We start from the raw sequence: 25,788 nt of genomic DNA, 5'->3' as shown, positions 1-25,788 counted from the left end.
AACGTGTTTAAAATCAGTATATTTGAATATGCATATATTTTTAAAAACAAATTTAAAATTGAAACTATGAAAAAATTAAGTCTTATTCTTATCATGGCCGTAGCCTCGTTTTCATCTTATGCGCAGTCTTCTTACAAAGAAGATTTAGAAGTAGTACAAAGTGTTTATGGAAAATCTAAAGCTGACCTGGTAAAACAGTACATGAATTTATCTGACGCACAAGCGGCAGCCTTTGCTAAAGTTTATGATAATTACGAAACGTCGAGAAAAGCTTTAGGGCAGACAAAGTTTCAATTGCTAAATGATTATGCGGCTAATTATGAAACTTTAACTGATGCTAAAGCGGATGAATTGGCAAAAGCTACTTTGAAAAACCATGTTGACTATGAGAAACTTTACTCTAAAACTTATAATCAGGCAAAAAAAGCGATTGGGTCAATAAATGCAGCAAAGTTTATTCAGCTTGAAGTTTATCTTCAAACCATAATTAGAAGCGAAATTTTAGAGGCTATTCCATTTATTGGTGAAATGGATAAAAATAAGACAAAAACGATGTAAAATGTTCGTCTATAAAAAAACGGGAATCAATTTGATTCCCTTTTTTTTTTTTATTTTTCAGTTTTAACTTTGTAAATCTCATTTACCATTCCATCGCGGAAACTATCCAGAGTAAGTTCCCAGAACATAATTCCTCCCAATTTTTTTGCTTTTGCATATTCAGCTTTAGCTTTGATCGATTTTAAATCATCTGATGTTGCAAAAGTTTTAGTTGATGCATTGTACCAATATGGTGCTTGAGCTTTTTCATCATAAAAATATTTCCAGCCGTTTGCTTCTGTGTATGTTGTAGCGTAGTTTTTAAAATCAACACCTTGAAAGTGTTCTCCAGCTTGATACAATCCGTTATTGATATTCTCCACATTTTTCCATTGTCTAGTATAAAATGCACCTCCAATTACTAATTTTTCAGCAGGAACACCAGCTTTTAATAAAAACTCAACAGCTCTATCTGTAGATTCTTCTTTAGGATTTGTGCTGTATAATGGTGTATGATGCCCTGTAACTTTTGAGTATCCGTTTACTAAATCGTAACTCATAATATTAATGCGATTTACAAATGGAGCAACTGCTTTCCAGTCGATAGATTCATCTAAACATTTTTGGAAACCTCCTGCAGCAAAACTCAATTCATATTTTTTACCCAAAGTAGAACGTAATATTTTAATCAATTCAGTAAAATTAGGTTTGTCAGCAGCTTGATATAAATGTCCAGGAAGTCCTTCAATAGATGGATATTCCCAATCTAAATCTAAACCATCAACTTTAAAATAATCGCTAACTTCTTTTACAGATTTTGCAAATTTTAAGCGCCCTTCAGCAGTTGAGAATGCTTCAGAACAAGGTTCGCAACCTCCCCATCCGCCAAGTGATACAATAATTTTAAGTTGTGGATTTTTCGCTTTAAGCGAAACTAAATGTTTGATCGTAATAGAATCTTTTGCAGAATCGACACTTAATTTGCCATTTTTTAAATGACAAAAACTAAAAATAATCTGATTTAATTTTCCAACTTCGTATTGGTCAATAAGTTGAGAATCGCCAGTATAATAGGCAATAATGTCCATTTTTTTATTTTTCTGTGCGAAAGCAGCTGCGAAGCAAAAGCACAATAAAAATGATGCAATTAGGTTAATTTGTTTCATTATTTTGTTTTTATAGTTTTTAGAATGCTAAATATAATGTAATCCATTTGATGTTTAACTATTCTGTATGAATCTAAAAGCTAATTTTAACAAATATTTTGCAAATAACTGCAAAAATATTGCGACATGTAAGAAATATCTTTTACTGAAAATATAAGAAAAAATAAACCCGCGCAGTTTCGGACTTGCGCGGGTTTATAACAAATTAAAAGCTAAAAACTATTTTGAAATTAGTAGCAGTAAGTGTTTTCTGCTACTAATTTTGCTGCAATTTTTTCTCTAAGTGCCACAACATTTGGCAGGTTAGTATATTTAGTGAAACGTTTAAGTCCCATTAGCATCATACGTTGCTCGTCACCTTCAGCAAAAGAAGCGATTCCCTCTTTTCCTCTTAAGTTTACAATATCTACCGCTTTGTATAAGTATAATTTTGCCATAGCGATTTGCTCTTGAACTTTATCTTCGCCTTGAGCTTTTGCTAATTTTTCAGTTCTCAAAATTGTACTTTCAGCCATATAGATTTCGATTAAGATATCAGAAGCTGCCATCAATAATTGTTGGTGAGCATCTAATTCTGGACCGTATTTTTGAACAGCGCTTCCAGCAACCATTAAGAAGACTTTTTTCAAGTTAGCTACGATTACTTTTTCTTCAGAGAATAATTCAGAGAAATCTGGAGTATCAAAAGATGGAATTCCCATTAATTCTTCTTGAACTTTCATTGCTGGTCCAAGTAGATCAACGTGACCTTTCATTGCTTTTTTGATCAACATACCTACAGAAAGCATTCTATTGATTTCGTTTGTTCCTTCGTAGATACGAGCGATACGAGCATCTCTCCATGCACTTTCCATCGGAGTATCTTCAGAGAATCCCATTCCACCAAAAATCTGAATTCCTTCGTCAGAACAAGATTGAACATCTTCAGAAACTGCTACTTTCAAGATAGAACACTCGATAGCATATTCTTCAACACCTTTCAATTCTGCTTCTTGGTGAGAAGTTCCTTCAGCTTCACGAGCAGCGATTCTGTCTTCGATATCTTTTGCAGCACGGTAAGAAGCACTTTCTCCAGCGTACGCGTTAGTTGCCATTTCAGCCAATTTAGCACGAATTGCTCCAAAAGATGCAATAGGAGTGTTGAACTGAATTCTTTCGTTAGCGTATTTTACAGCTCCAGAAGTAACTCTTCTTTGAGCATCTAAACAAGCCGCAGCCAATTTAATACGACCAACGTTTAACGCGTTCATAGCAATTTTGAAACCGTTTCCTCTTTCAGACAACATGTTTTCAACCGGAACTTTAGTTTCGTTGAAGAAAACTTGACGAGTAGAAGAAGCACGGATTCCTAATTTATGTTCTTCTTCATTCATAGAAATTCCGTTTGAAGGATCGTTTTCTACGATGAAACCTGTAATATTTTTATCATCTCCAATACGAGCAAAAACGATGAAAACGCTACAGAAACCTGCATTCGAAATCCACATTTTTTGACCTGTGATAGAGTAGTATTTTCCGTCTTCAGATAAAACGGCTTTAGTTTTTCCTGAGTTTGCATCAGATCCTGCGCCTGGTTCAGTTAAGCAATAAGCTCCAAACCATTCTCCAGAAGCTAATAACGGAACGTATTTTTTCTTTTGTTCTTCAGTACCATAAAGTGTAATTGGCATAGTTCCAATTCCTGTATGCGCACCAAAAGCAGTAGAGAAAGAACCTGTTGCTCCAGAAATGTAGTCACAAACTAACATTGTAGAAACAAATCCCATTCCTAATCCGCCGTATTCTTCTGGAACTGCAACTCCAAGAAGTCCAAGTTCACCAGCTTTACGCATAGAAGCTTCTGTATAAGCATAATCTTTTTTCTCAAAACGATCTTTATGCGCCCATAATTCTTTGTCAACGAACTCTTTTACAGAGTCACGCATCATTAACTGCTCTTCCGAGAAATCTTCTGGTGTAAAGATATCCTCGCATTTTGTTTCTTTAACTAAAAACTGACCACCACGAGTCACGTTTTTTTCGATTGTATCTGCCATTTTGTTTTTTGTTTAGATTAAAAGATGCAAGAGTCAAGAAGAAAGATTTTGATCTAACTTACTTATGAAACCTGTTGTCATCTTTTGAAATTCAATTATTTTGTTTTCTATTTCTTCTGTTTTTGTCTTGGATAGATAATCATTTTGAAAAGCTATCAGTAATTGTGTTTGTAATTCAAATGACGAACCTAAACTAATATTCAAATAATGCTGAAAGTGTCTATTTCCTCTGTTAGAGCCTTCAGCAATATTAGAAGGCATTGAAACAGAACATCTATTCATTTGACTTGTCAAACTATACGTTTCTGATTTTGGAAAAGTGGTAGTTAGTTTATAAATATCATTAGTGATTTCCATTGCTAAAATCCAAATTTTCAAATTCTTAAAATTGTGTCTCATGTTTTTTGAGGCAAGATAAGAAGAAAAATTAAAAGTAAGTTTTTTACTACTTTTAAAAACACGCTTTAGAATATCTACATTCCAAATGTAAGTCTTGCTTCTTGCTTCTTTCCTCTCATAAAAAAACTACAATACCTCGTAAATCCCCGCAGAACCTTGCCCAGTCCCCACACACATAGAAACGATTCCGTATTTATTACCACGACGTTTCATCTCATCGAATAACTGAACAGAAAGTTTAGCTCCTGTACAACCCAGAGGGTGACCTAAAGCGATCGCTCCACCGTTTACGTTTACTATTTCTGGGTTAATGTTTAACTCACGAGTAACTGCTAAAGCTTGTGAAGCAAAAGCTTCGTTTAATTCAATTAACTCGATATCGTTTAATGTTAATCCTGCTTGTTTTAAGGCTTTCGGAATTGCTTTTACAGGTCCGATACCCATAATTCTTGGCTCAACACCAGAAGAAGCAAAGTTTACTAGACGTGCGATTGGCTCAAGGTTTAATTCTTTTACCATTTCTTCGCTCATGATTAAAACAAAAGCCGCACCGTCGCTCATTTGAGAAGAGTTGCCCGCAGTTACACTTCCTCCAGCAGCAAAAACTGGTTTTAAACCTGCTAAAGCTTCTTTAGAAGTTCCTGCTCTTGGGCCTTCGTCTTTGTTTACAACGTAAGATTTAGTTTCTTTTTTGCCATTTTCGTTGATGAAAGTCTGTTCAACAGTAATCGGAACGATTTGTTTATCGAATTTTCCTTCTGCTTGCGCTTTCAAAGCTTTCATGTGAGAGTTGTAAGCAAACTCATCCTGATCTTCTCTTGAGATTTTGTATTGGTTCGCCACTGCTTCAGCAGTTAAACCCATTCCCCAGTAGTAATCTTCATGACCTGCAGCTGCAACTTTATAATCTGGAGTTGGTTTGTAACCTCCCATCGGAATATAACTCATACTTTCTGCACCACCAGCGATGATACAATCTGCCATTCCTGATTGGATTTTAGCAGTCGCCATTCCGATAGTTTCTAATCCAGATGCGCAATAACGGTTTACTGTAACTCCAGGAACATCTTCCACTTTTAATCCCATTAAAGAGATCAAACGTCCAACGTTAAGACCTTGTTCTGCTTCCGGCATGGCATTCCCTACCATAACGTCGTCGATACGTTTTTTGTCGAAATTAGGCAACTCGTCCATCATAAACTGAATGGTTTCTGCAGCTAATTCATCAGGTCTTTTAAATCTAAAAACACCTTTTGGAGCTTTTCCAACTGCTGTTCTATATGCTTTTACTATATATGCTGTTTTCATTTGTTTTTGTTTTTTTAAGATTTTAAAGAAGCAAGAGGCAAGAGAAAAGACAAAACTTTGTTTTGAAGTCTTGCTTCTTGGCTCTTTCATCTTATTCTCTAATTACGAAGTGGTTTTCCTTTAGTTAACATATATTGAATACGCTCCAGAGTTTTTCTTTCCGTACATAAACTCAAGAAAGCTTCACGTTCGATATCTAATAAATATTGTTCAGATACTAAAGTTGCTTCAGATAAATCACCACCAGCCATTACGTAAGCCAGTTTGTTAGCTATTTTCTTGTCGTGCTCAGAAATGTATTTTCCAGCTTCCATTTGATCTGTTCCAACTAAGAACATCCCTAAAGCTTGTTTTCCTAGAACTTTAATATCATTTCTTCTGATTGGTTGAGTATAACCTGCTTCTGCCATTAACAATGCATGTTTTTTTGCTTCAGCAATCTGACGATCTTTGTTTACTACGATAATGTCTTTTCCATGTTGAAGAAGTCCAGTATCAAAGGCTTCGTAACCAGAAGTTGAAACTTTAGCCATAGCGATTGTCAAAAAATACTCTTGAAGAACATTCAATTCCACATCGTTTTTGCGGAATAAATCTGAAGCTCTTAAAGTCATTTCTTTAGATCCACCACCACCAGGGATAACTCCAACACCAAATTCAACTAATCCCATGTAAGTTTCTGCAGCAGCAACCACTTTATCAGCATGTAAGCTCATTTCGCATCCACCACCAAAAGTCATTCCGTGAGGAGCTACTACGACTGGAATAGAAGAGTAACGAACACGCATCATCGTATCTTGGAACAATTTAATTGCCATGTTCAATTCGTCGTATTCCTGCTCAACTGCCATCATGAAAATCATTCCGATATTAGCTCCAACAGAGAAATTCGCTGCCTGGTTACCAATAACAAGACCTTGGTGTTCTTTTTCTGCTAATTCTATTGCTTTATTGATTGCCGAAAGAACGTCTCCACCAATAGTATTCATTTTTGATTGGAATTCTAGATTCAAAATTCCGTCTCCTAAATCTTGGATGATTGCTCCACTGTTGCTCCAAACTTTTTTGCTTTCGCGAATATTGTTCAGAATAATAAATGAATCTTGTCCAGGAACTTTTACTTGCGATTTTGTTGGAATATCGTAGAAATAAGTAGCGCCTTCTTTTACGGTATAAAAACTTTTGCTTCCAGAAGCCAACATTTCGTTTACCCATGCAGCAGGCTCTAAATCTTCCGCTTTCATGATTTCAATTCCTTTTTCAACACCAATTGCATCCCAGATTTCGAAAGGACCATTTTCCCATCCAAAACCAGCTTTCATAGCGTCGTCAATTTTGTAGAATTCATCTGTGATTTCAGGAACTCTGTTTGAAACGTAAGCGAACATTCCAGCAAAACTCTTACGGTAGAATTCTCCCGCTTTGTCTGTTCCTTTTACTAAAACTTTAAAACGATTAATAGGTTTATCGATAGTTTTAGTTAATTCTAAAGTTGCAAAATTAGCTTTTTTTGCAGCTCTATATTCAAGTGTATTTAAGTCTAAAGAAAGAATATCTTTATCTACTTTTTTATAAAAACCTTGTCCAGTTTTGCTTCCTAACCAATTATTTTCCATCATTTTGTTGATGAAATCAGGAAGTTTGAACAATTCGTGTTGTTCGTCGTTCGGGCAGTTTTCGTAGATACCGTTGGCAACATGCACCAAAGTATCCAAACCAACAACGTCAACCGTACGGAAAGTAGCCGATTTTGGACGACCAATTACTGGTCCTGTCAATTTATCAACTTCTTCAATTGTTAATCCCATTTCTTTTACCAAATGGAATAAACTTTGGATCCCGTAAATACCAATTCTGTTTCCAATAAACGCCGGAGTATCTTTAGCAACAACCGAAGTTTTTCCTAAGAATTTAGATCCGTAGTCATTTAAGAAATCCAATACTTCTTTTGAAGTTTTTGGACCAGGAATAATTTCAAATAATTTTAAGTAGCGCGCAGGGTTAAAAAAGTGTGTTCCGCAGAAGTGTTGTTGAAAATCTTCGCTTCTTCCTTCACTCATAAAGTGAATTGGAATACCAGAAGTGTTAGAAGTAACCAAAGTTCCCGGTTTACGGAATTTGTCGATTTGTTCAAAAACCAATTTTTTGATATCCAAACGCTCTACAACAACTTCAATAATCCAGTCTACATTGGCAATTTTTGCCATATCGTCTGTAGTATTTCCAGTCGTAATTCTGTTTGCGAATTTCTGACTGTAAATAGGAGATGGTTTTGATTTTAATGAATTCGCCAAATGTTCGTTTACCACACGGTTGCGAACGGCTTTACTTTCAAGTGTTAATCCTTTTTTAGCTTCAGCTTCGGTCAGTTCACGCGGTACGATGTCAAGAAGTAAAACTTCGACACCAATGTTAGCAAAATGACAAGCTATACCTGAACCCATAATTCCGGATCCAATTACAGCAACTTTTTTAATTGTGCGTTTCATAATTTGTTACTATTTGTTTGTAGGAGAAAATGAATTTTCTTTCTAAAAAAAGTCTATTCCTTTTCTGTGTTTTCTGTTTGATTAAATATGTTTTTATCGTGAATCAGTTCATTTATGATTTCAGAAACTTCGATAAAATGATTCAGTTTTTCTTCCGAAACATGTTTTCTCACGGTTTCATTAAACTTTAGAACTGTATTTTTAGATAAATCTCTTTTTTCTTTTCCAAAGTCGGTTAGATAGATTAGAACACCTCTGCCGTCGCTTGGATTTTTTTTGCGAACAATCAAACCTTTTTCTTCCATAGATTTTAAGGTTCTTGTTAAGCTTGTGGCTTCCATTCCCATTCTTGGGCCGAGAGCCGTTGACGGAGTTCCTTCTTCCTTGTCCATACTTAAAAGAGCAAATCCTGTTGCCATTGTTGCATCATATTTTGCAGCCTCTTCATTATACATTCTTGAAACAGCCTGCCATGTAGCTCTCAAAATATAATCTATCGTTTTATCTTTCATAGGTAACTATATCGATTTCAAATATAATTAAAAAATACTATGCATGCATATAATTTTTTAATAATTTTTTGGTTAGTTATAAAATATCCCTGATTTAGAGGGTTTTGGTTGTTTATTTTAAGTGTAATATACTATTCTTTTTTTAGATTTTAACATTTTTAATGCGGTAAAAATCCTTTTTTAGTTTTTAAAACGCATTTAATTCTGTATTCTGTAAAAAATTATGCATTTATTTCAGTTGGTTTTTCAGAATCGTAGCGTGAAATAGCGTCTTGAAGCATTTTTTTCATACGATTTCTCAGACCTTCTGGTCTTAAAATCTCCAAACAGCTTCCAAAACCTAACAGAAGTCTTTCCATTTCGTAATTTGGTATTACATATATATGTATAATAATACTGCCGTCTTCATTTTCTTTGATTAATCGCTGAGAAGTGTGCAAAGGTTTCGTAAGCACATAAGGCGCATTCGAAGCATCAACCCATAATTCAATACGTCTTGCATTCAATCCTGAATTAACCGTAACGCCAATTACATCTTTATAATAAATGTCGGCATCAAAATCTTCTTCTAAATATGGATGATTAAAATCATAGTCAATCGAAATGATTCTATCTAATGCTAAATTGGTAATCGGCTGTGAGGCTTTTTTCTTTCCGATTAAAAACCAGCGGTTATTGAATTCCTTCAATATAAAAGGATGAAAATGGAATTTCGTTTCCTCAGCAGATTTAAAGGATTTATAGGTAATAATCAGAACCATCTTTTTGATAATTGCCTGATATATTTCATCCAAATAATGCAGTCCTTTTAGTTTTTCATTTTTATCCAAATAAATGACCGGTTTAGTATGCGATTTTTCGGCGTAGATTTTATCTTCCAATCTCTGTAGAATATCTGATACATCATTAAATAAAGAGAAATCTTTAAATTGTTTCAACATTGAAACCGTTTCTGTCAAAACATTCATATCCGTTTCCGTCAGCGGAATATCGGTTATCGAAAAATCCTCGTCTTCATATTTATAATACTTTTTATCGTAAACCACGATTGGTGCATTATAACCCAATTTTTCACTTCGCATCAGCTGAATATCCATTTGGATCGTTCGTTTACTTATTGGATTTTGTCGTCCTTCATATTCAAATAAAGCCTCAGAACATTCTTCGATTAAATCTTCGAGCGTCCATTGTCTGTATTTATTTTGAAGGCATTTATCGATGGTTTTGTACCGAATTAAGGCGTTTTTGTTTTGTGACATGGTTTTTGTTTTTTGCTCGCAAAGTCGCTAAGACGCAAAGTTTTTTTGCCACAGATTATAAAGATTAAAATGATTTTTCCTTTTTTGTCATCCTGAGGGACAAAGGATCACACCCAATATTCCTCAAAGAGAATCGTCAATCTTTGTAGAGTTCCTTGTGCGATCCTTCGTTCCTCAGGATGACAAACTGTGCGTTTAATTAATACTTTAAATAAAACTTTGCGACTCTGCGTCTTTGTGAGATTCAATTTTTTAGCTTAATAACTTTATTTCTTTCTCAATATTAATTCTCGCTTTCTCTTCATACAAAATCCTAAACTCAGCCGTTTGAAAAATAAATTCATTCTCCAGAAAATGTTTCAAAGCTTTTGCACGTCCAGGTTTGTATAGAAAATCAGGATAAATTCGATATTCTTTTCGAATTTGTTCAAAATAGATTTTATAATCTTCCCAATCTTTTGCAAGGATTTTCAAATCAAAATCGATTAACCAATTTATATCTTCAATTGCATTTTGCTGATGTTGCTGTGTGGCGCAGATCGCATCAAAAACTAATTGTTTATTTAGGATGCTATTTTCAGATAGAATTGACAAAGCATATTCGGCACTTTTGAGTTCGTTATCTTTTTTGGAAGCCGAATACACAAAATCATGATAAAAGATTGAGAATAATATTTCATCTGGGTTTTGAAGTTTGTCTTTATAAATTTCAAAACTCTCAATCATTTCTTTTAAATGCGTGAGATTATGGTAATGTCTTGACTTTTTGGAATATGCCTTTTCTAAATCCAACCAGTTTTGCTGAATTTCATTTGCTGAAAAGCCAATATTTAAGAGCAAATCAGAATAAATTTCTTTTAAATTCATCTTGTTTTTTACTCAAATTTAAAATTCTTTTTTTACTGCGCAAAATAATTGCGTAGTAGTTTTGAAATCTTTGCTCAAGAAATAAAACAAATAGTATTTCTAAAAAATGGAACAAAAATTTTACTACGCAAAATAATTGCGTAGTAGTTTTGAAATCTTTGTTCAAGAAATAAAAACAAACGTTCATAGAAATAAAAAAAGGAATAAAACAGGTTAAGTTTGAGTTACTTCGAAACACTTTCCACGTACACACTTACACCATTACCTTTTTATTTATAATTATAATTGGGGCAGTAGCTCAGTGGTAGAGCAGGTAGTTTTGAAATTATCAATCAAAGGTCAATCAAAATTTACTTCTTACACTTTTAATGTCCGTGTCGTGGGTTCGAATCCCACCTGCTCCACAATTAATGGTCAATTAAAACTTACTACAGAAAATTGGTTACTACGGTTCGAGTCCGGCAAGTTTTAAAATTATCATTAATAAAAACGAGGGTCAAGATTAACTTACTTCTTTCGCGGTAGCCCGCTCCATTTTAGCTTAGTTAATCAATTATCGTCAAATTTCAGGTCAAGTGTTTCTTACTTCAAAAATCTTTTAGGTAGAACTCAGAAGCACAATTATCTAAATTTTAAAAATTAAAAAAAATGAAAACAAAAGAATTATTAAAAATTAGTTTACGTCAAAATGCTATTTTCATTCCATCAGAAATGATTACGAATGACGTTAAAAATATATCAGGAACAACTTCAGTTTTGTTGGCCAATGTTTCTAAACTTGGATTCACCTTTTCTGAATCATTGCTTCATGCTTTGAACAATGTAAGTCCGAATTATAAAATCGAGGTTTTAGAAGTTTTGAGAGAAGTCCTAGGAACAGATAAAAACTGGACGCCTTTGGTAAAAGAATGGAATGTGCCAACAAATGAATCTGTTGTAGATCATATCATCACGTTTTTCGGAAATGTTTTTCAGACTAAAAACGGAACAACTTTACAATGTGGACATATCATTCCAGATAATACTTTTCCATTGGAAAGATATAACGGTTGTCCGTTCTGCGGAACTCCGTTTGAATTCGGTAAACTGGGAAATATCGGGCAAGGAAGCAAATTGAAAATGTTGGAATTATGGTCAGAAAAAGATTTAAATGATTTCTATATATCGTTATTGCAATCAAAAACCGCTTTAGACGCTACTCAGGTAGATAGTTTAAAAATGGCGATGCAATATTTGCCTTTACCAAAAACCGAAGTGGCCATGAAGGAAACTTTAATGCTAGTTATTGATCTTTTGATTGAAAATGGTAAAGAAGCCGAAGCGTCTCAGTTTTTGAAAACGCCTACAGATATCTTACGATACTTGTGGTACAAAAACACAGGAATGCTTCAGATTATTGAGCCAAAAACGATTATCAAAAGAACATCAAAAAACGCTCAGCATTTCTACAATGTCTTAGATACAAGCGTTCAGGCGAGAATTGCATCTCAAAAAGATTTGAAACTAAAATATTCCCGAAAAGAATGTTTAATGGTGGCAAACTGGTTGAATAATATGGATATGGATGTTGAAGCGATGTGCGAAACGATGCATCCAAAAAGAGGAATGTGGGTTCGTTTTATCCGAGCGCTTCGTTTGGCAGAATACAGCAAAAGAAAAGGGTTTGAGAAATTGAACTTTTTAATGGATGCATTCTACAACCAAGTGTATGACGTTTGGCAAAGTAAAGTAGATTCGTCAAGATTGAAATTTGATGCAGATAAAACATTTGCGTTATTAAAACAGCGTCCAGGATTATTTGCACGTTCGTTATTTTCGAATATGCTTTGGTTTGGAGCAGAAGAAACTATTGCTCATTTTGAGGAAATCATCGATAAAGTTCCGGCTCGATTGGTGTTTACATTAAATATGTATGCTCAAAATTATTTTGATAAAAACATGCAGAGAAGTGTGAAACCTTTAGGCGGAACAAACAAACGAATCGAAGCAAATGCTTTATTGAAGTTATACGAAGATTTTCAGTTGGAAGCAATGAAAAATCAAATCGAACAATTGTGTCTTTTGGCCATGAAAAAACGATTTGCAAAAATTGCGAACACGAATAAAACAATCTATATCGATCAGCAATTGTTTAATATTCCGGTTTCTATAGGTGACCGAAGCGAAACTGTTCAGGATTTGCCAGTTGCTTTAATGGGAACACGTTTCCCGGTTGAAGGAAACGAAGTGCGATTGTTTATGCAGTGGGGTAAAGATCTTCCTGCACAACATTTGGATATGGATTTAAGCTGTCATATTGCCTACGAAGACCGTTCAGATATTTGTTCTTTCAGCCGATTGACGACTACAGGTTGTCAGCATAGTGGAGATATCCGAAGCATTCCAAATAAAATTGGAACTGCCGAATATATCAACATCAATATCGACGAATTGGCTAAAGCCAAAGCCAAATTTGTAACTTTTACTTGCAACGCGTACAGTAACGGAAGTATTACGCCAAATTTAATCGTAGGTTGGATGAACAGCAAACATCCGATGAAAATTTCGGAGAAAACTGGTGTAGCGTACGATCCGTCGTGTGTAGATCATCAGGTTCGTGTGACGCAGAATGTTGCCAAAGGTTTGGTTTTTGGAGTGTTGGATGTAGCCAAAAGAGAAATCGTTTGGTTAGAGATGACTTTCGGAGGTCAGGTTGTGGGTGGTTTGGATTTCAAAGGCGTTCAAGCGTTGTTGTCAAAACTAAATAGCAAATTGAATATTGGTAGTTTGTTACAGCTAAAAGCAGAAGCTCAAGGTTTAACAATCACCGAAAATGAAATTGCCGATGAGGTGTATACAGCGCAATGGGCGATGAACCCAGCGGTTGTTACGCAGTTGTTAATAGATTAGGTACAAAGGTTCAGAGAGGCAAAGGTTCAAAGGTTTTGTAGAGGCGCACTGCTGTGCGTCTCCTCAAAGATTGGTAAATTTATATCTCGCAAAGGGCTTAAAGTTTTTTGCCACAGATTATGAGGATTAAAAAGATTATTTTAAATCTGCGGAATCTGCGGGAAAATGATCTTGAAATGTAGTAACCACAAAGTTTGTCATTTCGACGTAAGGAGAAATCTCCACAAGTAACTCCGCAAAGAGAAGCCAATCTTTGTAGAGCTTCTCGCGAATATTTCTCCTTACATCGAAATGAAAAAAAATCCCTTTTAATCCTCATAATCTGTGGCTTAAAAAAGAAAAACCTTAGCGACTCTGCTCCCGATAGCTATCGGGATTGCGAGAACCATCTCTTTCGCTGAGCAAAAAAACTTAGAAATAAAAAGCCTACGCAAAATAACTGCGCAGTACGGAACAACCTTTGTACTATCAAAATAAAACAAACAAATGAAAACACAAATAAACGGTACAGATATATTAGAATTAGGATTTCCAGAAGGAAAAATAATTGGAATTGCCTTAAAAATAAACAGCAAAAGAAACGGATTCACAAGAGACGAAATGATCACAAATTTCAAAAACGTCTTAGAAACTCCGGAGAATTATATAGACGATAAAATCTTCAGCAAACTGGCTGTGGCTTTAATCGAAAAATCGAATGAAAAACCAGAAGATTTCATTGCTTTAAATCAGAATCCGAATGCGTATTCGGTTTACGGATTGGATCATATCGAAGACGGAGCGAGAAAACAAATGGAAGTCGCCATGAAACTGCCTGTGACGGTTGCCGGAGCTTTAATGCCAGATGCGCACCAAGGTTACGGATTACCGATTGGCGGAGTCTTAGCCACAAAAAATGCCATTATTCCGTATGGTGTTGGAGTTGATATTGGGTGTAGAATGGCGTTATCGGTTTACGATATTCCAGAAGATTTTTACTTTGAAAACGAAGCCAAATTCAAAAAAGAATTAATCGCGAATTCTATTTTTGGAGCGGGTCACGGATTTCACGGTCAGTACAAATCAGATCATGCGGTTTTGGAAAACGAAACATTCAATATGAATCCGTTTGTGAAAAATCTGAAAGATAAAGCCTGGTCGCAATTAGGATCTTCGGGTGGTGGAAATCACTTTGTGGAATTCGGAATCATGGAATTTGCTCAAGACGATACAGTTTTAAACATCCCAAAAGGAAAATATGTCTCTTTGTTAACGCATTCAGGTTCACGCGGAATGGGAGCAACAATTGCCGGACATTATACTAAAATTGCCAAAGACGAATGTAAACTTCCAGAAGTAGCCAAAAATTTAGCGTATTTAGATATGAACTCACAATTGGGTCAGGAATATTGGATGGCGATGAATTTGGCGGGAGATTATGCTTCGGCTTGTCATGAGATTATCCATAACAAAATGGAACGCGCTTTGGGTGCGACGATTTTAGCCAAAGTCGAAAACCACCATAATTTCGCTTGGAAAGAAACGTGGAACGGCGAAGAAGTGATCGTGCATAGAAAAGGAGCAACTCCAGCCGGAAAAGGCGTTATGGGAATCATTCCGGGAAGTATGACCGCACCGGGATTTTTGGTGAGAGGAAAAGGCCAAGAAAATGCAATAAACTCCGCTTCGCATGGAGCAGGAAGACAAATGAGCAGAACCCAAGCCATAAAAAATATCACCCAAACCGAAATGAAATCGATCTTGAGAGATCATGGCGTTACGCTTATCGGAGCAGGTCTTGACGAAGCCCCAATGGCGTATAAAGATATCAATCAGGTGATGGAAGCGCAGAAAGATTTGGTAGATGTTGTAGCGAAGTTTACACCGAAATTAGTGAGAATGGCAGATGATGGGAGTAAGGAAGATTAGTTCTTCTTTTAGGTTCAAAGGGACAGAGTAACAAAGGAGCAAAGGTTTCTCATCACATTGAATATCCTCATTTTATGTCATTTCGACGAAGGAGACTCGAGTGATAGCGAACTGGCGAAGCAAATCTCCACAAGCAGCTCCGCAACGTGAGTCCAATCTTTGTAGAGTTTCTCGCGAAGATTTCTCCTTCGTCGAAATGACAAATATTATGTTTTAAAAAACTTTGTCCCTCTGTCCCTCTGTCCCTTTGAACCTTTGCAACTTAAAAACAATAACCAAAAAGACTCAAAGAGAAGAAACCTTTGTCCCTCTGTCCCTTTGAGCCTTTGTAACTTTAAAAAAATATGAATTATATAGATATCGGAATTAACCTAACCAACAAACAATTCCAAAACGACATAGACGATGTCGTACAAGACGCACTTGACGCCGATGTATCGCAAATGATACTCACAGGCACCAGCGTACGAAATAGCGAAGAATCTGCAAAGATTGCGAGACAGTATACGGGTGTGTTGTACGCTACGGCGGGAATACATCCGCATGATGCGAAGAGTTTTGATGCGCAGAGTATTTCGAAACTCAAGAAATTATTAGAACTGAAACACGTAGTTTCGGTTGGGGAATGCGGACTCGATTTTGATCGTGACTTTTCGCCCCGAAACAAACAGGAAGACTGTTATAAAGCCCAACTCGAATTGGCGATTGAAGTACAGAAACCTTTGTTTTTGCACGAAAGAAGTGCTTTTAGTTCGTTTATGAATATCACAAAAGACTATCTGCCGAAACTGCCAAAAGCCCTTGTGCATTGTTTTACGGGAACTCTGCAAGAAGCGAAAACCTATCTCGATAACGGATTTTATCTGGGTTTTACGGGAGCGATTTCAGATGCCAAACGTTTCAGCCATTTAAAAGAAGTCATTCAGTACGTACCGCTCGACCGAATGATGATTGAAACCGATGCGCCGTTTATGCTTCCTAAAAATGTCCCGAACAGCCTCTTGAAGAAATACCACGAACGCCGTTGCGAACCTGCTTTTCTGCCGTATGTGGCCGGAACAATTGCACAGTTTAAAGGAATTACTTTGGATAAAGTGGCGGAAGAAACGACTCGAAATTCTAAAAGTTTTTTTGGGATTTAGAATTTTAAAAAGTTTATAAATTTATAATAAAAATCAACTATGAGCCAAGAAAATATAGATTTCAAGATACTTACAGATTATATATTGTCAATGAATCTATGGGATGATTTTGATTTTGATTTAATTGAAGATTGGGCAATAGAATTTATTAATTTAGGATACGAAAGTGAAGCTCTTTATACATTAGCGACCTTTTATAAACCCATTAATTCTAAAGAAATTATGCCTTATTTAAAACGTACTTTTTTAGAGCTGAATTTAAAAGAAAAAGATCAAGAAGAAACTAAAGTATGTTATATCCGTTATCATCTTTCTAAAATCGCAAAAAAAGAAGACATTAGGAGACATTTTATATATGCTGAAAAATTCTACATTGGCAATGGTATGCAAGCCGAACAGAATCTTAATTTTCTTGATGAAATGTGGCTTGATATGAAATATAATGTAGATTCTTGCTATAATGCAATGAAGATAAATAATAGTGAGCAAATAGTTATTGAGAAAGCTAAATTGTGGTTAGAAATGAATCCTTTAAATTAAAAATATTTAGAATTTCCAAAACCTTAGACGAGTAGAGAAAAAAAATATCAATAACAAATCTTAAAAATAGAGGAAAAGAAGCAAGTGACGATGACTTATTCGGAACGGAGAAAATACAGGTAAAACTAAAAGAAGCTGTGACAGATTTGTCTTATTTTCTGAGCAGAGGTTATGGCGAAAAAGCAACATTAGCTTTAGTTGGAAACCGATATCGTTTAAACTCCCGCCAGCAACAGGCAGTTCGGGGAATGAGCGCTTCTCAAAGTCAGATTGAAGACCGACAATCTAAAGAAATTCAAAGCTCCGATTTAGAAGGAAAAGAAATTGCTATAGATGGTTTTAACGCTTTGATTTTATTAGAAAGTATTTTGTCAAACGCTTATGTTTTTAAAGGACAAGATGGTTTTATTCGCGATTTGTCTAGCGTTCACGGAACTTATAAGAGAGTAAAACAAACGTCACAGGCAATAGAAATGATTGCTGATTTCTATAAAAAAGAAAAGATTAAAACAATCTATTGGTTTTTTGATAAACCTGTTTCAAATAGTGGAAGATTGAAAAAGATGATTGAAGAAATAGCTTTAGAAAATCAATACGATTGGAAAATAGAATTGGTTTATAATCCAGATAACGTCATTGCAGAAAGTAATTGGATTGCTGTGACTTCTGATGCTTGGATTTTAGATAATGCATCAGCTAATTTTAATCTGATTAAATATATACTATTGAAAACGAATGTGAATGAAAATTTAATTTGTTGTGAGTAAAAAACTTATTTGCGTTTGGAAGGTCTTTTATTTTTAGATGATTACAATTCATTATTGATTATGGAAAGCCGTAAAATACATTGCAAAATTTTCTGCATTTTTGATTAGTAATTTTCAATTAGAAAAAAATGCAATTCAAGAAAATTGATATACAGGATTTAGTTTCGTGTTAATAAAATAAAATAGTTATTATGGAAAAAATTTGCGATTTAATATTAGACTCAGAATTATTTAAAGATTATTTTTTAAATGATGAAGATCATTCGATAAATTATTTTCCAAAATTTAATTCAATAAATATAATTGTTGGAGCTAATAATTGCGGCAAAAGTAGATTTATGAGACAATTGATGTCGCTAAATTCATATAATGGAATTAATGATATATTGTTAACAAGGCAACTGATTCAAGAGTATAATTTATCTGTTGAAATTTTTAATAGAGACAAAATACAAACTTTCGTAGATAAGTATACTCGAAGGATGTCAGGGACAAATATAGTGGAGCAGAGAGCTGTTAAAATTCAAAATAATAGACTTGTTAAGTTGGAAGAGGGGGAATTAAAGAATGTTATTTCTGTAATAAATGGAAATAAAAAGAGACTTAATGAAATGGAAGGTTATCCCAATTTACAAGATGAGTTTTTGAAAAATTATTCTAAAATCGAGGGAACATTTAGGACAGAATTTAATCCTAAAAAATATTATATTCCAACTTTAAGAACAGCACATTCCTTATTTAATTTTGACTCAGATTTAAAAAAATATTCTAAGATTGAAGATGACGCCTATTTACATACTTATTTAAAGAATTATAAAATAAGTAATAGTGTTGAAATATTTACTGGCTTACATTTATATAGAGAAATTTTAAACGCAAGAAATTCAAAAAGAGAAACTAGAAATAAATTTGAAAAATTTCAAGATTTTGTCGGTGAGAATTTTTTTGATGGAAAAAAAATAGATATTGTAGCGGAATTTAAGAAGGAATATAATCTTGATGGAAAAAACGATAATGAAATAATAAGCGTTGATATTGAAGGTGAAATAGAATCGAGAGATCTCTGTGATTTGGGAGATGGAATTCAGGCATTAATAATTTTAATGTATAAGATTTTTATGGTAGAGGATAATTCATTCATTTTTATTGATGAACCAGAATTAAATCTTCATCCAGGAATGCAAAGATTATTTTTAGAGCAAATTACAAATAATAAGGATCTAAAAAAGAAAAATTTAACTTATGTTATAACAACTCATTCTAATCATTTTTTGGATTTGACAATTGAAAAGGAAAATGTGTCTATTTATTCATTTGCTCAAAAAAAATCAGATGTTGGGGAAACACAATTTGTAATTAAAAATGTGAACAGAGGTAATAACTGTTTGCTAAAAGAGTTAGGAGTAAATAACTCTTCAGTCTTTATGGCAAATTGTAGTATTTGGTTAGAGGGAATATCAGACCGTAATTATATAAAAGCATTTTTAAAATCATATTGTAATTATAAAAAAAAATCTTATCCAAAGGAAGATATAGATTTTGCGTTTTTTGAATATGCAGGCTCAAATATTGACCATTATATTTTTGATAATAAGGTTGAAAAAGAAGATGCAGATATTGTTTTGGAAGATATAAGAGCTTTAGCAATTAGTAATAGAATATTTCTTTTAGCGGATTCTGATGCATCTAAACAAAGCAGTAAAAAAGGAATTAGATTAAAAGAGTTAGAAGAAGCAAAAACAGATAACTTTGTTCCTAAAGTTGTTTGGAATATTAGAGAGGTTGAGAATCTTTTGACAAACGAAATGTGGAAGGAAATTCTAATTGAGCTTTGCAATAAAACATTGGTTAAATCAAATAAAACTGAGATTTTATTAAAAATTGATGAAGCGTTGTCAGAGGTTAAATATTCGGATTATGAAAAAAAATATGTTGGAGAATTTCTTGAAAAGATAAGAAATAAAATGGGGAGAATTTCTTCTACTTTTATTCTAAATCAATCTGCTTATGAGGTAAAATTAGATGGATCATTTGGTACGATAATTAATAAAAGAGAATTAAGCGAACTAGTTTTTAATGCTAATTTTTCATGGGAAACTTTATCTAAAAACAAAGAGATTGAAAAATTAACTATTGAAATTTATGAGTTTATAACTCAAAAATAAGATGCAAATCGTTACAAACAAAAAACGTTAAAAAGTGAGTTATTTCTTTCTTTTTAAAATAAAAATATATCTTTGTAATGTCAAAATACAATACAAGGAGAAATCCGAAACTTAGTAAATAAGTTAACATAACGAGCCCTCATTCACGTTGCTGGAGCTAGTGATAGCCCTAATTCCACTCCTTGTAGTGTTTTGACACAACCGAAGATGAGGGCTTCGTGCGTTTAAATATTTTCGAAAATGTCAAAAGAAAATCAAAAACCAACACATCGTGATGTAGTGCCATCCGTAATTAATTTCCTTACAGACGAATTGTTTGAGGGAGATTACAAAGAACAGCCCCTGTATTTGCAGGAAATCTTCGAGCTATTAATGCATACAGAGTTTGGCGACGATATCAATTTAAGGCAAAAAATACTGAGCTGTTTAAGAACCAGCCGAAATCTGGCAGAAACCTTATCGCCATTTTCAGAGAAACAGATTTATAAGGCTTGTAGTAGCAATCGTAAATTATCTCAATAAAAACTCAAATCCCGACAATGTCTATTTGTCGGGATTTTTGTTATAAAAAATATATTTTCAGTATGTTTTGTTAAATTAATCTAAAATATACTACATTTGTATCTGTAATTAATAATAGAAAAAAATACATATGAAATATTCATCAAGCCAATTTTTTGAACCTTTAGCGGGAAATTTTCCAGCTAATTGCTCAGGATGCGTATGTATTTTTATGAAATTATGATCTAGAATTTAGAGTCAAACTCATCATAGAATAGAAAAGCGTCCTTATTTTAGGACGCTTTTTTGTTTTAAAGCCTTTCGATTTCGCTTAAAAAGCACTTCGACTTCGCTCAGTGTGACAAAAGTGAACAAGAAAATGATAAAGAAAACAAACCAGAACTAAAAAAACTAAAAAAATATTTAACCAAAATGTTTAATGATTAATAAAAATAGAGAGATATAGTCTTGGAAAGTAATCTGATGAGTAACAGTCATTTGATACAAAAGTGAGATCTGCACCAGTTTGCGGACAGGAATTTCTTTGTCTTTATTTTGAGTTTAACTTACTGGTAATCAGAAAATTATTATTTAAAAATATTTGGAAATATGAATTTTTCCATCATATCTTTGCCGAACAAAATTGAAACAGATTGCAATAACAATAGCAATAACAATTACAATAAAACAACAATAGCAATACAACAACAATTAAAAAAATAAATAAAATGAGTTTTAAATTATACATACATAACCCAGGATTAGTAGCCGCGACTTCGTTTCGTGAATGCTTTTACATGTCGGTGCATCAATATAGGCAATAGGATAGTTATATCGTATTTGTTATAGAAGCACCTTTAATTGGGTGCTTTTTTTGTTTAAGGTGCAAAGGGACAGAGGTCCAAAGGAACAAAGGTTTAAAAAACTTAGTCTCTTAGCATCTTAGGGACTTAGAAGCTAAAAAATTAACAATAAAAATTTAAGGATGAATCAAGAAATAGGATTTGCGTCGGACCATAGTGGTCAAACAGATAAACTGGAAACAGGTGAACTGTCGTTTGCCTCAATTAAAAAGAAAGATTTGGAACTGATTAACCTATGGAAAGAGAAGGTGAGTTTTAAGGAAATTATATATATCATTTAGAGATTTTTCTCTGGTAAAGCAATGGTGCTTTTGAACTTTTGTGATATTGGATTTCTTAGAAAAGCCTTCGATTTCCTGAGATTCCCAAGAATTACAAAATCAAAATACCATGCAAAACAATACATTACAACAATATAAAAAAGCAATTAGAAAAAAATACGAAATAGAAAAAGAAGGCAAATACTTTGATTATTTGTACAAGCCTTCTCGTGGAAAACTTCGTGATTTGTGCTGGCTAATTTTCGAAAACAACCCAACAAAGGATGACTTGAACGTTTTCAGTAACCTATTGGGCTTAGATTTCGATCATAGTAAAAAGAATAAGTTTAAAGAGAAAAAAGATAAGTTCAGACCTATCGAAACTTTCTTCAAGGGAGAAACAGATCCGTCAAACATTGATGCTATAAACATGGCAGCTATTTTGGTAGATTTTGAGCCACGTCCTTTTAAAAAGTTTTACGAAATGTCTAAAACTGAAAAAATAGAACCAGTTAAACGGATTGAGAAAGCTAAAGCAGTTTTTGAAAAAAAGAAATCTGCTAAAAAGGAAAAGCATGAAAAGAAGTCTAAAAAAAGAAGTTTCTTTCTAGATTTTAAAAGCATGTTCTTCTAAAAACAAAAGATATTCGGTAGAGACGCACAGCAGTGCGTCTATCACCGAGTAATATAAATCTATCCGAGTTTAATTTTTTTATTTTCTACGCAGAATAATTGCGCAGTTCAATTTGAATATTTGCTCAAGAAATAAAACAAGTTCTTTATAAAATGAAATATATCAAAGTTTCGGCTTTGGCTAAAAATATCAAACAAGCCCAGTTGCGTGTTTCTGTATAGCACCATTGTAGAGAACTTTCCGCGAAAGCGTATTATGTTTTTCTATGCAGCTTGGTTTGGAGGTTTTGATGGTTTTCCAAAAAACTATCTCACGATCTATTTGTCATGGGTTCGATTCCCATCCGCAGTAATGTGGTAACTCAGTTGGTAGAGTAATAGAATGTTTATGCAGGTTCGAATCCTGCACCGAACGCGTTTTGGTTGGACGAATCCGGTAAGTCAACGGGTCTCAAAAACCTGTAACAGTAGAGACCATCACTCTTAAAAAGATGACCATTAGAAAAAACTGATTTGTCTTTGTCAGTGAAACTAAGATTTTAGAATCTGATGTTTCACACTCTGATAAAGCCAGTGCGAATAGAAACGTACTTTGAAAAGTTTGTTTTCTTTTTGATTTGATTGTTAAGAGAATTTGGGGATTCTCTCAGTAAAATAGAATCAGAAACAATTCAGGTAGACAAGTAACAAACTATTCGTCCGTTTTTCTTAGAGGAGAAAGGCAAAGAGTTTTTTTATTTAAAAGAGAATAGAATAAAGAAGAAATAGAAGTTTTATAGGTACTAGAATTTGGAACATGAAACTTTAAACAAATAAAACCAAACATAAACCATGATAAAAAGAATTAAAATCGAAACTTACCAAGTAGGCTTGGTGTTTGAAAATAGAAAATTAGAAAAAGTATTAAAAGAAGGATTGCACTGGATTTTTGGAAACAAAAACATTATGATTTACGATCTAAACGGATCTTTTCAGGCTCCTTTTGAGTTGGATATTTTATTGCAAAATGAAGTATTAGCATCTCTTTTGGAAGTTGTTGAGGTTGCCGATAACGAAATTGTATTACAATTCGTAAAAGGAAATTTCAAAGAAGTTTTAACACCAGGGAAATATGCTTTTTGGAAAGGAGTTGTAAAAAATGAATTCATTAAAGCAGATTTGTCTAAGATTGAAATCACAGAAAATATTCAAGTTAACTTATTGGAAAATCCTAAGATGAGATACTTTACAAGAAAATTCATTGTGGCAAGCAACGATAAAGCTTTGTTGTTTGTGAATGGCACTTTCGTGAAAGAATTGAAATCAGGGACGCATTATTTCTGGAATAATGCCATTACAATTGAAGTGAAAACTGTTGATGTAAGACAACAACAATTAGAAATTTCTGGTCAAGAACTGTTGACTAAAGATAAAGCAGGATTAAGAATCAATTTTTTTGTGAGATACCAAGTAGTTGATATCATGAAAGCTTTGACTGAAAATAAAGATTTTGAAAAACAATTGTATGTAGCAATGCAATTGGCTTTAAGAGCTTTTGTTGGAAGCTTGACTCTAGATGAATTATTAACTAAAAAAGATGCTATTGCCGAAGCTATTTTAGAAGAAGCAAAAACTAAAATCGAAGATTTAGGGTTGAAAATTTCAGATGCTGGAATTAGAGATGTAATTCTTCCAGGAGATATGAAAGAGATTATGAATCAGGTTTTGGTTGCTGAGAAAAAAGCGCAAGCCAACAGCATTATGAGAAGAGAAGAAACTGCTGCAACAAGAAGTTTGCTTAACACAGCAAAGCTGATGGAAGAAAACGAAATGTTATGGAAATTGAAAGAGATGGAGTACGTTGAGAAAATCGCAGATAAGATTGGTGAAATAACCATTTCTGGCGGCGGAAACGTAATTGGTCAATTAAAAGAAATCTTCGTGAAATAAAATCTCTCTCTATGAGAGAATTATTAAAAAATTAAAAAAATGAAAACAACAGATAAAATTATTATTATCGATTTAGAAGCCACATGTTGGCAAGGCGCAGTCCCGAGCGGACAGCAAAATGAAATTATTGAAATCGGATTGGCGGTTTTAGATACCGAAACCGGAGAAATTTCAAAGAACAAAGGAATTTTAGTCAAACCACAGCGTTCAAACGTCAGTCCGTTTTGTACTGAACTGACCACTATTACTCAGGATTTACTGGATAAAAACGGAGTGAGTTTTGAAGAAGCCGTTGATTTGTTAATTGACGAATACAATCCAGATTTGTACACTTGGGCGAGTTACGGCCAGTACGATCTAAATATGCTGAAAAAACAATGTAAATCGTTTGGTATTCAATATCCGATGGGAGAGGAGCATATCAATGTAAAAGAGCATTTTGCCGAAAAGTTTGGCTTGGTTAAACCAACCGGAATGAACGGCGCGCTTGCATTGCTGAATATTCCGCTAGAAGGAACACATCACCGCGGAATTGACGATGCTAAAAACATCGCTAAGATTTTGCATTGGTGTCTGAAAAACTAGAATGGTTTAAATCCACTCTCCAGCTGCATTATAGTCATCTGGAAGATAAGTGAGATATTGAACCATTCGCGGTTTTTCACCTTTATTTGGTGTCGCACAATGCGGAAGTGCCTGATGCCAAATAATAAAATCTCCCGCATCACCTACAATCGGTTTTGCTTTGAGTGTCTGCAACGCTTTTTCTCTCGGATCTTCATGAGGTTCTACTTCGTCCAACCACTGATCGATTTGGTTATGAAACCCAGGAACGCAATGAAAAGCACCATCATTTGGTCCGCAATCGGTTAAATACAGTAAACCTTGAAGGCCAAAAGTCAGAGGCTTTTTCAGACTCATATCCCAATGAAGCGGACTTCCTAGAAAATTAAAATTTTCTGTTTCAGGCGGATTAAAACTTACCTTATCAATCGTTTTGTAAATTTGAGTGGTTTTATAGAGCTGTTCATACGCTTTTTTTACTCTTGGAGAAAAACGGTTACGGTTTAAAGTTTCATGATCAGAAAAATTGAGCATAAGACCTTTTTGATTTTCGTGCCTTTTGTACCAGCTTTCTTTGTCATCAGGATTCATTTTGAGATATTCCCAAATAGCTTTTTGAGTGTCTTCGCAATCTTCTTTAGAAATGGCATTTTTGACTACAATATAGCCGTTTTGATTCCAGAATTCTAAATCGTGTTCAGACAGGACATTTTCAGTTAAATCTTCGGTTTCAGAAGCAGAATCTCGTTTTCTGTTATTAATCCAAATTTTAAAAGTTTCAAAATCGGGTTTTTCGAAATATAAGAACTGCAAAGTATCTTCCATGCCGATGCCCAATTGGTAAAGGGTTTTTATCTCGTTATCCCAGTTGGTATTGTTCGAATTGGAGTTTTCCTTTTTTACGGTGCGTTTCCACATTTGTTCTAGTACATTCCAAGGCATGGCTTTCAGTTTTAGAGAAAAGCTAAAATAAACGATTTATGGTTTAGTATTCAAAGTAAAAATACCTGTTTTATAAACTAAAAAAGCTGTCTTAATTTCTAAGACAGCTTTT

At 34.0% G+C, this 25,788-nt stretch carries 20 protein-coding genes and 1 tRNA gene; 12 read left to right on the top strand and 9 right to left on the bottom strand.

What is annotated here, in order from left to right:
- The first annotated feature begins 66 nt into the window (after window positions 1–66).
- Window positions 67–558 (top strand): hypothetical protein, encoded by a 492-nt coding sequence (locus DMB71_RS11560; protein WP_111366374.1) that lies wholly within the window; start codon window positions 67–69, stop codon window positions 556–558.
- A gap of 50 nt (window positions 559–608) precedes the next feature.
- Here DMB71_RS11560 and DMB71_RS11555 read toward each other — a convergent pair whose 3' ends face one another.
- The 8 genes from DMB71_RS11555 to DMB71_RS11520 form a co-directional block, all read right to left on the bottom strand.
- Window positions 609–1,625 carry a glycoside hydrolase family 18 protein gene (locus DMB71_RS11555; protein ID WP_239452960.1) on the bottom strand — a complete coding sequence of 339 codons (1,017 nt, stop codon included), beginning with the start codon at window positions 1,623–1,625 and terminating at the stop codon, window positions 609–611.
- Between the two features lie 308 nt (window positions 1,626–1,933).
- Entirely contained in the window at window positions 1,934–3,739 is a 1,806-nt protein-coding gene (locus DMB71_RS11550; protein ID WP_111366233.1) for an acyl-CoA dehydrogenase family protein, read from the bottom strand.
- A 33-nt stretch (window positions 3,740–3,772) separates the two neighbouring features.
- Window positions 3,773–4,138: a four helix bundle protein gene (locus DMB71_RS11545; RefSeq protein WP_111366231.1), complete on the bottom strand. Its 366-nt coding sequence runs from the start codon at window positions 4,136–4,138 to the stop codon at window positions 3,773–3,775.
- A 126-nt stretch (window positions 4,139–4,264) separates the two neighbouring features.
- Window positions 4,265–5,446 carry a thiolase family protein gene (locus tag DMB71_RS11540; RefSeq protein WP_111366372.1) on the bottom strand — a complete coding sequence of 394 codons (1,182 nt, stop codon included), beginning with the start codon at window positions 5,444–5,446 and terminating at the stop codon, window positions 4,265–4,267.
- Between the two features lie 98 nt (window positions 5,447–5,544).
- Complete coding sequence (locus tag DMB71_RS11535) at window positions 5,545–7,935, bottom strand: 3-hydroxyacyl-CoA dehydrogenase/enoyl-CoA hydratase family protein (protein WP_111366229.1); 2,391 nt, start codon at window positions 7,933–7,935, stop codon at window positions 5,545–5,547.
- Between the two features lie 53 nt (window positions 7,936–7,988).
- The gene (locus DMB71_RS11530) at window positions 7,989–8,447 is read right to left on the bottom strand and encodes a MarR family winged helix-turn-helix transcriptional regulator (protein ID WP_111288579.1); all 459 of its coding nucleotides are present in this window, start codon (window positions 8,445–8,447) and stop codon (window positions 7,989–7,991) included.
- Window positions 8,448–8,668: 221 nt separating this feature from the next.
- Complete coding sequence (locus DMB71_RS11525) at window positions 8,669–9,706, bottom strand: helix-turn-helix transcriptional regulator (RefSeq protein WP_111366227.1); 1,038 nt, start codon at window positions 9,704–9,706, stop codon at window positions 8,669–8,671.
- 252 nt (window positions 9,707–9,958) lie between these two features.
- Window positions 9,959–10,573 carry an HD domain-containing protein gene (locus DMB71_RS11520; RefSeq protein WP_111366225.1) on the bottom strand — a complete coding sequence of 205 codons (615 nt, stop codon included), beginning with the start codon at window positions 10,571–10,573 and terminating at the stop codon, window positions 9,959–9,961.
- Between the two features lie 287 nt (window positions 10,574–10,860).
- On the opposite strand from DMB71_RS11520, the gene DMB71_RS21960 reads away from it, so the two are divergent.
- The 11 genes from DMB71_RS21960 (at window position 10,861) to DMB71_RS11465 (ending at window position 24,755) form a co-directional block, all read left to right on the top strand.
- A tRNA-OTHER gene (locus DMB71_RS21960) sits at window positions 10,861–10,977 on the top strand.
- Between the two features lie 244 nt (window positions 10,978–11,221).
- Complete coding sequence (locus tag DMB71_RS11510) at window positions 11,222–13,462, top strand: hypothetical protein (RefSeq protein WP_111366222.1); 2,241 nt, start codon at window positions 11,222–11,224, stop codon at window positions 13,460–13,462.
- Between the two features lie 486 nt (window positions 13,463–13,948).
- Complete coding sequence (locus DMB71_RS11505; RefSeq protein WP_111366220.1) at window positions 13,949–15,370, top strand: RtcB family protein; 1,422 nt, start codon at window positions 13,949–13,951, stop codon at window positions 15,368–15,370.
- Between the two features lie 344 nt (window positions 15,371–15,714).
- Complete coding sequence (locus tag DMB71_RS11500; RefSeq protein WP_111366218.1) at window positions 15,715–16,512, top strand: TatD family hydrolase; 798 nt, start codon at window positions 15,715–15,717, stop codon at window positions 16,510–16,512.
- 39 nt (window positions 16,513–16,551) lie between these two features.
- Complete coding sequence (locus tag DMB71_RS11495) at window positions 16,552–17,052, top strand: hypothetical protein (RefSeq protein WP_111366217.1); 501 nt, start codon at window positions 16,552–16,554, stop codon at window positions 17,050–17,052.
- 44 nt (window positions 17,053–17,096) lie between these two features.
- Window positions 17,097–17,819, top strand: coding sequence for a DUF434 domain-containing protein (locus tag DMB71_RS11490; protein ID WP_111366215.1), 723 nt, complete (start codon window positions 17,097–17,099; stop codon window positions 17,817–17,819).
- A 191-nt stretch (window positions 17,820–18,010) separates the two neighbouring features.
- Window positions 18,011–19,984: an AAA family ATPase gene (locus DMB71_RS11485; protein ID WP_111366214.1), complete on the top strand. Its 1,974-nt coding sequence runs from the start codon at window positions 18,011–18,013 to the stop codon at window positions 19,982–19,984.
- Between the two features lie 240 nt (window positions 19,985–20,224).
- The gene (locus DMB71_RS11480; protein WP_111366212.1) at window positions 20,225–20,506 is read left to right on the top strand and encodes a hypothetical protein; all 282 of its coding nucleotides are present in this window, start codon (window positions 20,225–20,227) and stop codon (window positions 20,504–20,506) included.
- A gap of 1,232 nt (window positions 20,507–21,738) precedes the next feature.
- A complete protein-coding gene (locus DMB71_RS11475; RefSeq protein WP_111366211.1) occupies window positions 21,739–22,242 on the top strand; it encodes a hypothetical protein in 504 nt (167 codons plus the stop codon).
- An 830-nt stretch (window positions 22,243–23,072) separates the two neighbouring features.
- Window positions 23,073–24,170 (top strand): slipin family protein, encoded by a 1,098-nt coding sequence (locus DMB71_RS11470; protein WP_111366209.1) that lies wholly within the window; start codon window positions 23,073–23,075, stop codon window positions 24,168–24,170.
- Window positions 24,171–24,209: 39 nt separating this feature from the next.
- Window positions 24,210–24,755: a 3'-5' exonuclease gene (locus DMB71_RS11465; protein ID WP_111366208.1), complete on the top strand. Its 546-nt coding sequence runs from the start codon at window positions 24,210–24,212 to the stop codon at window positions 24,753–24,755.
- A gap of 6 nt (window positions 24,756–24,761) precedes the next feature.
- Here DMB71_RS11465 and DMB71_RS11460 read toward each other — a convergent pair whose 3' ends face one another.
- Entirely contained in the window at window positions 24,762–25,676 is a 915-nt protein-coding gene (locus DMB71_RS11460; protein ID WP_111366206.1) for a phytanoyl-CoA dioxygenase family protein, read from the bottom strand.
- Between the last annotated feature and the right edge of the window lie 112 nt (window positions 25,677–25,788).

It is taken from the genome of Flavobacterium tistrianum (assembly GCF_003254545.1).
GTDB classification, from domain to species: domain Bacteria; phylum Bacteroidota; class Bacteroidia; order Flavobacteriales; family Flavobacteriaceae; genus Flavobacterium; species Flavobacterium tistrianum.
The sequence above is the reverse complement of the archived record's forward strand: the minus strand, read 5'-3'. Positions and strand labels throughout refer to the sequence as shown.

What these genes read in the sequence shown, in the direction of transcription:
- DMB71_RS11560 (WP_111366374.1), top strand. Translation starts at nt 67, where the DNA reads ATGAAAAAATTAAGTCTTATTCTTATCATGGCCGTAGCCTCGTTTTCA.
- DMB71_RS11555 (WP_239452960.1), bottom strand. Translation starts at nt 1,625, where the DNA reads ATGGACATTATTGCCTATTATACTGGCGATTCTCAACTTATTGACCAA.
- DMB71_RS11550 (WP_111366233.1), bottom strand. Translation starts at nt 3,739, where the DNA reads ATGGCAGATACAATCGAAAAAAACGTGACTCGTGGTGGTCAGTTTTTA.
- DMB71_RS11545 (WP_111366231.1), bottom strand. Translation starts at nt 4,138, where the DNA reads ATGAGACACAATTTTAAGAATTTGAAAATTTGGATTTTAGCAATGGAA.
- DMB71_RS11540 (WP_111366372.1), bottom strand. Translation starts at nt 5,446, where the DNA reads ATGAAAACAGCATATATAGTAAAAGCATATAGAACAGCAGTTGGAAAA.
- DMB71_RS11535 (WP_111366229.1), bottom strand. Translation starts at nt 7,935, where the DNA reads ATGAAACGCACAATTAAAAAAGTTGCTGTAATTGGATCCGGAATTATG.
- DMB71_RS11530 (WP_111288579.1), bottom strand. Translation starts at nt 8,447, where the DNA reads ATGAAAGATAAAACGATAGATTATATTTTGAGAGCTACATGGCAGGCT.
- DMB71_RS11525 (WP_111366227.1), bottom strand. Translation starts at nt 9,706, where the DNA reads ATGTCACAAAACAAAAACGCCTTAATTCGGTACAAAACCATCGATAAA.
- DMB71_RS11520 (WP_111366225.1), bottom strand. Translation starts at nt 10,573, where the DNA reads ATGAATTTAAAAGAAATTTATTCTGATTTGCTCTTAAATATTGGCTTT.
- DMB71_RS11510 (WP_111366222.1), top strand. Translation starts at nt 11,222, where the DNA reads ATGAAAACAAAAGAATTATTAAAAATTAGTTTACGTCAAAATGCTATT.
- DMB71_RS11505 (WP_111366220.1), top strand. Translation starts at nt 13,949, where the DNA reads ATGAAAACACAAATAAACGGTACAGATATATTAGAATTAGGATTTCCA.
- DMB71_RS11500 (WP_111366218.1), top strand. Translation starts at nt 15,715, where the DNA reads ATGAATTATATAGATATCGGAATTAACCTAACCAACAAACAATTCCAA.
- DMB71_RS11495 (WP_111366217.1), top strand. Translation starts at nt 16,552, where the DNA reads ATGAGCCAAGAAAATATAGATTTCAAGATACTTACAGATTATATATTG.
- DMB71_RS11485 (WP_111366214.1), top strand. Translation starts at nt 18,011, where the DNA reads ATGGAAAAAATTTGCGATTTAATATTAGACTCAGAATTATTTAAAGAT.
- DMB71_RS11480 (WP_111366212.1), top strand. Translation starts at nt 20,225, where the DNA reads ATGTCAAAAGAAAATCAAAAACCAACACATCGTGATGTAGTGCCATCC.
- DMB71_RS11475 (WP_111366211.1), top strand. Translation starts at nt 21,739, where the DNA reads ATGCAAAACAATACATTACAACAATATAAAAAAGCAATTAGAAAAAAA.
- DMB71_RS11470 (WP_111366209.1), top strand. Translation starts at nt 23,073, where the DNA reads ATGATAAAAAGAATTAAAATCGAAACTTACCAAGTAGGCTTGGTGTTT.
- DMB71_RS11465 (WP_111366208.1), top strand. Translation starts at nt 24,210, where the DNA reads ATGAAAACAACAGATAAAATTATTATTATCGATTTAGAAGCCACATGT.
- DMB71_RS11460 (WP_111366206.1), bottom strand. Translation starts at nt 25,676, where the DNA reads ATGCCTTGGAATGTACTAGAACAAATGTGGAAACGCACCGTAAAAAAG.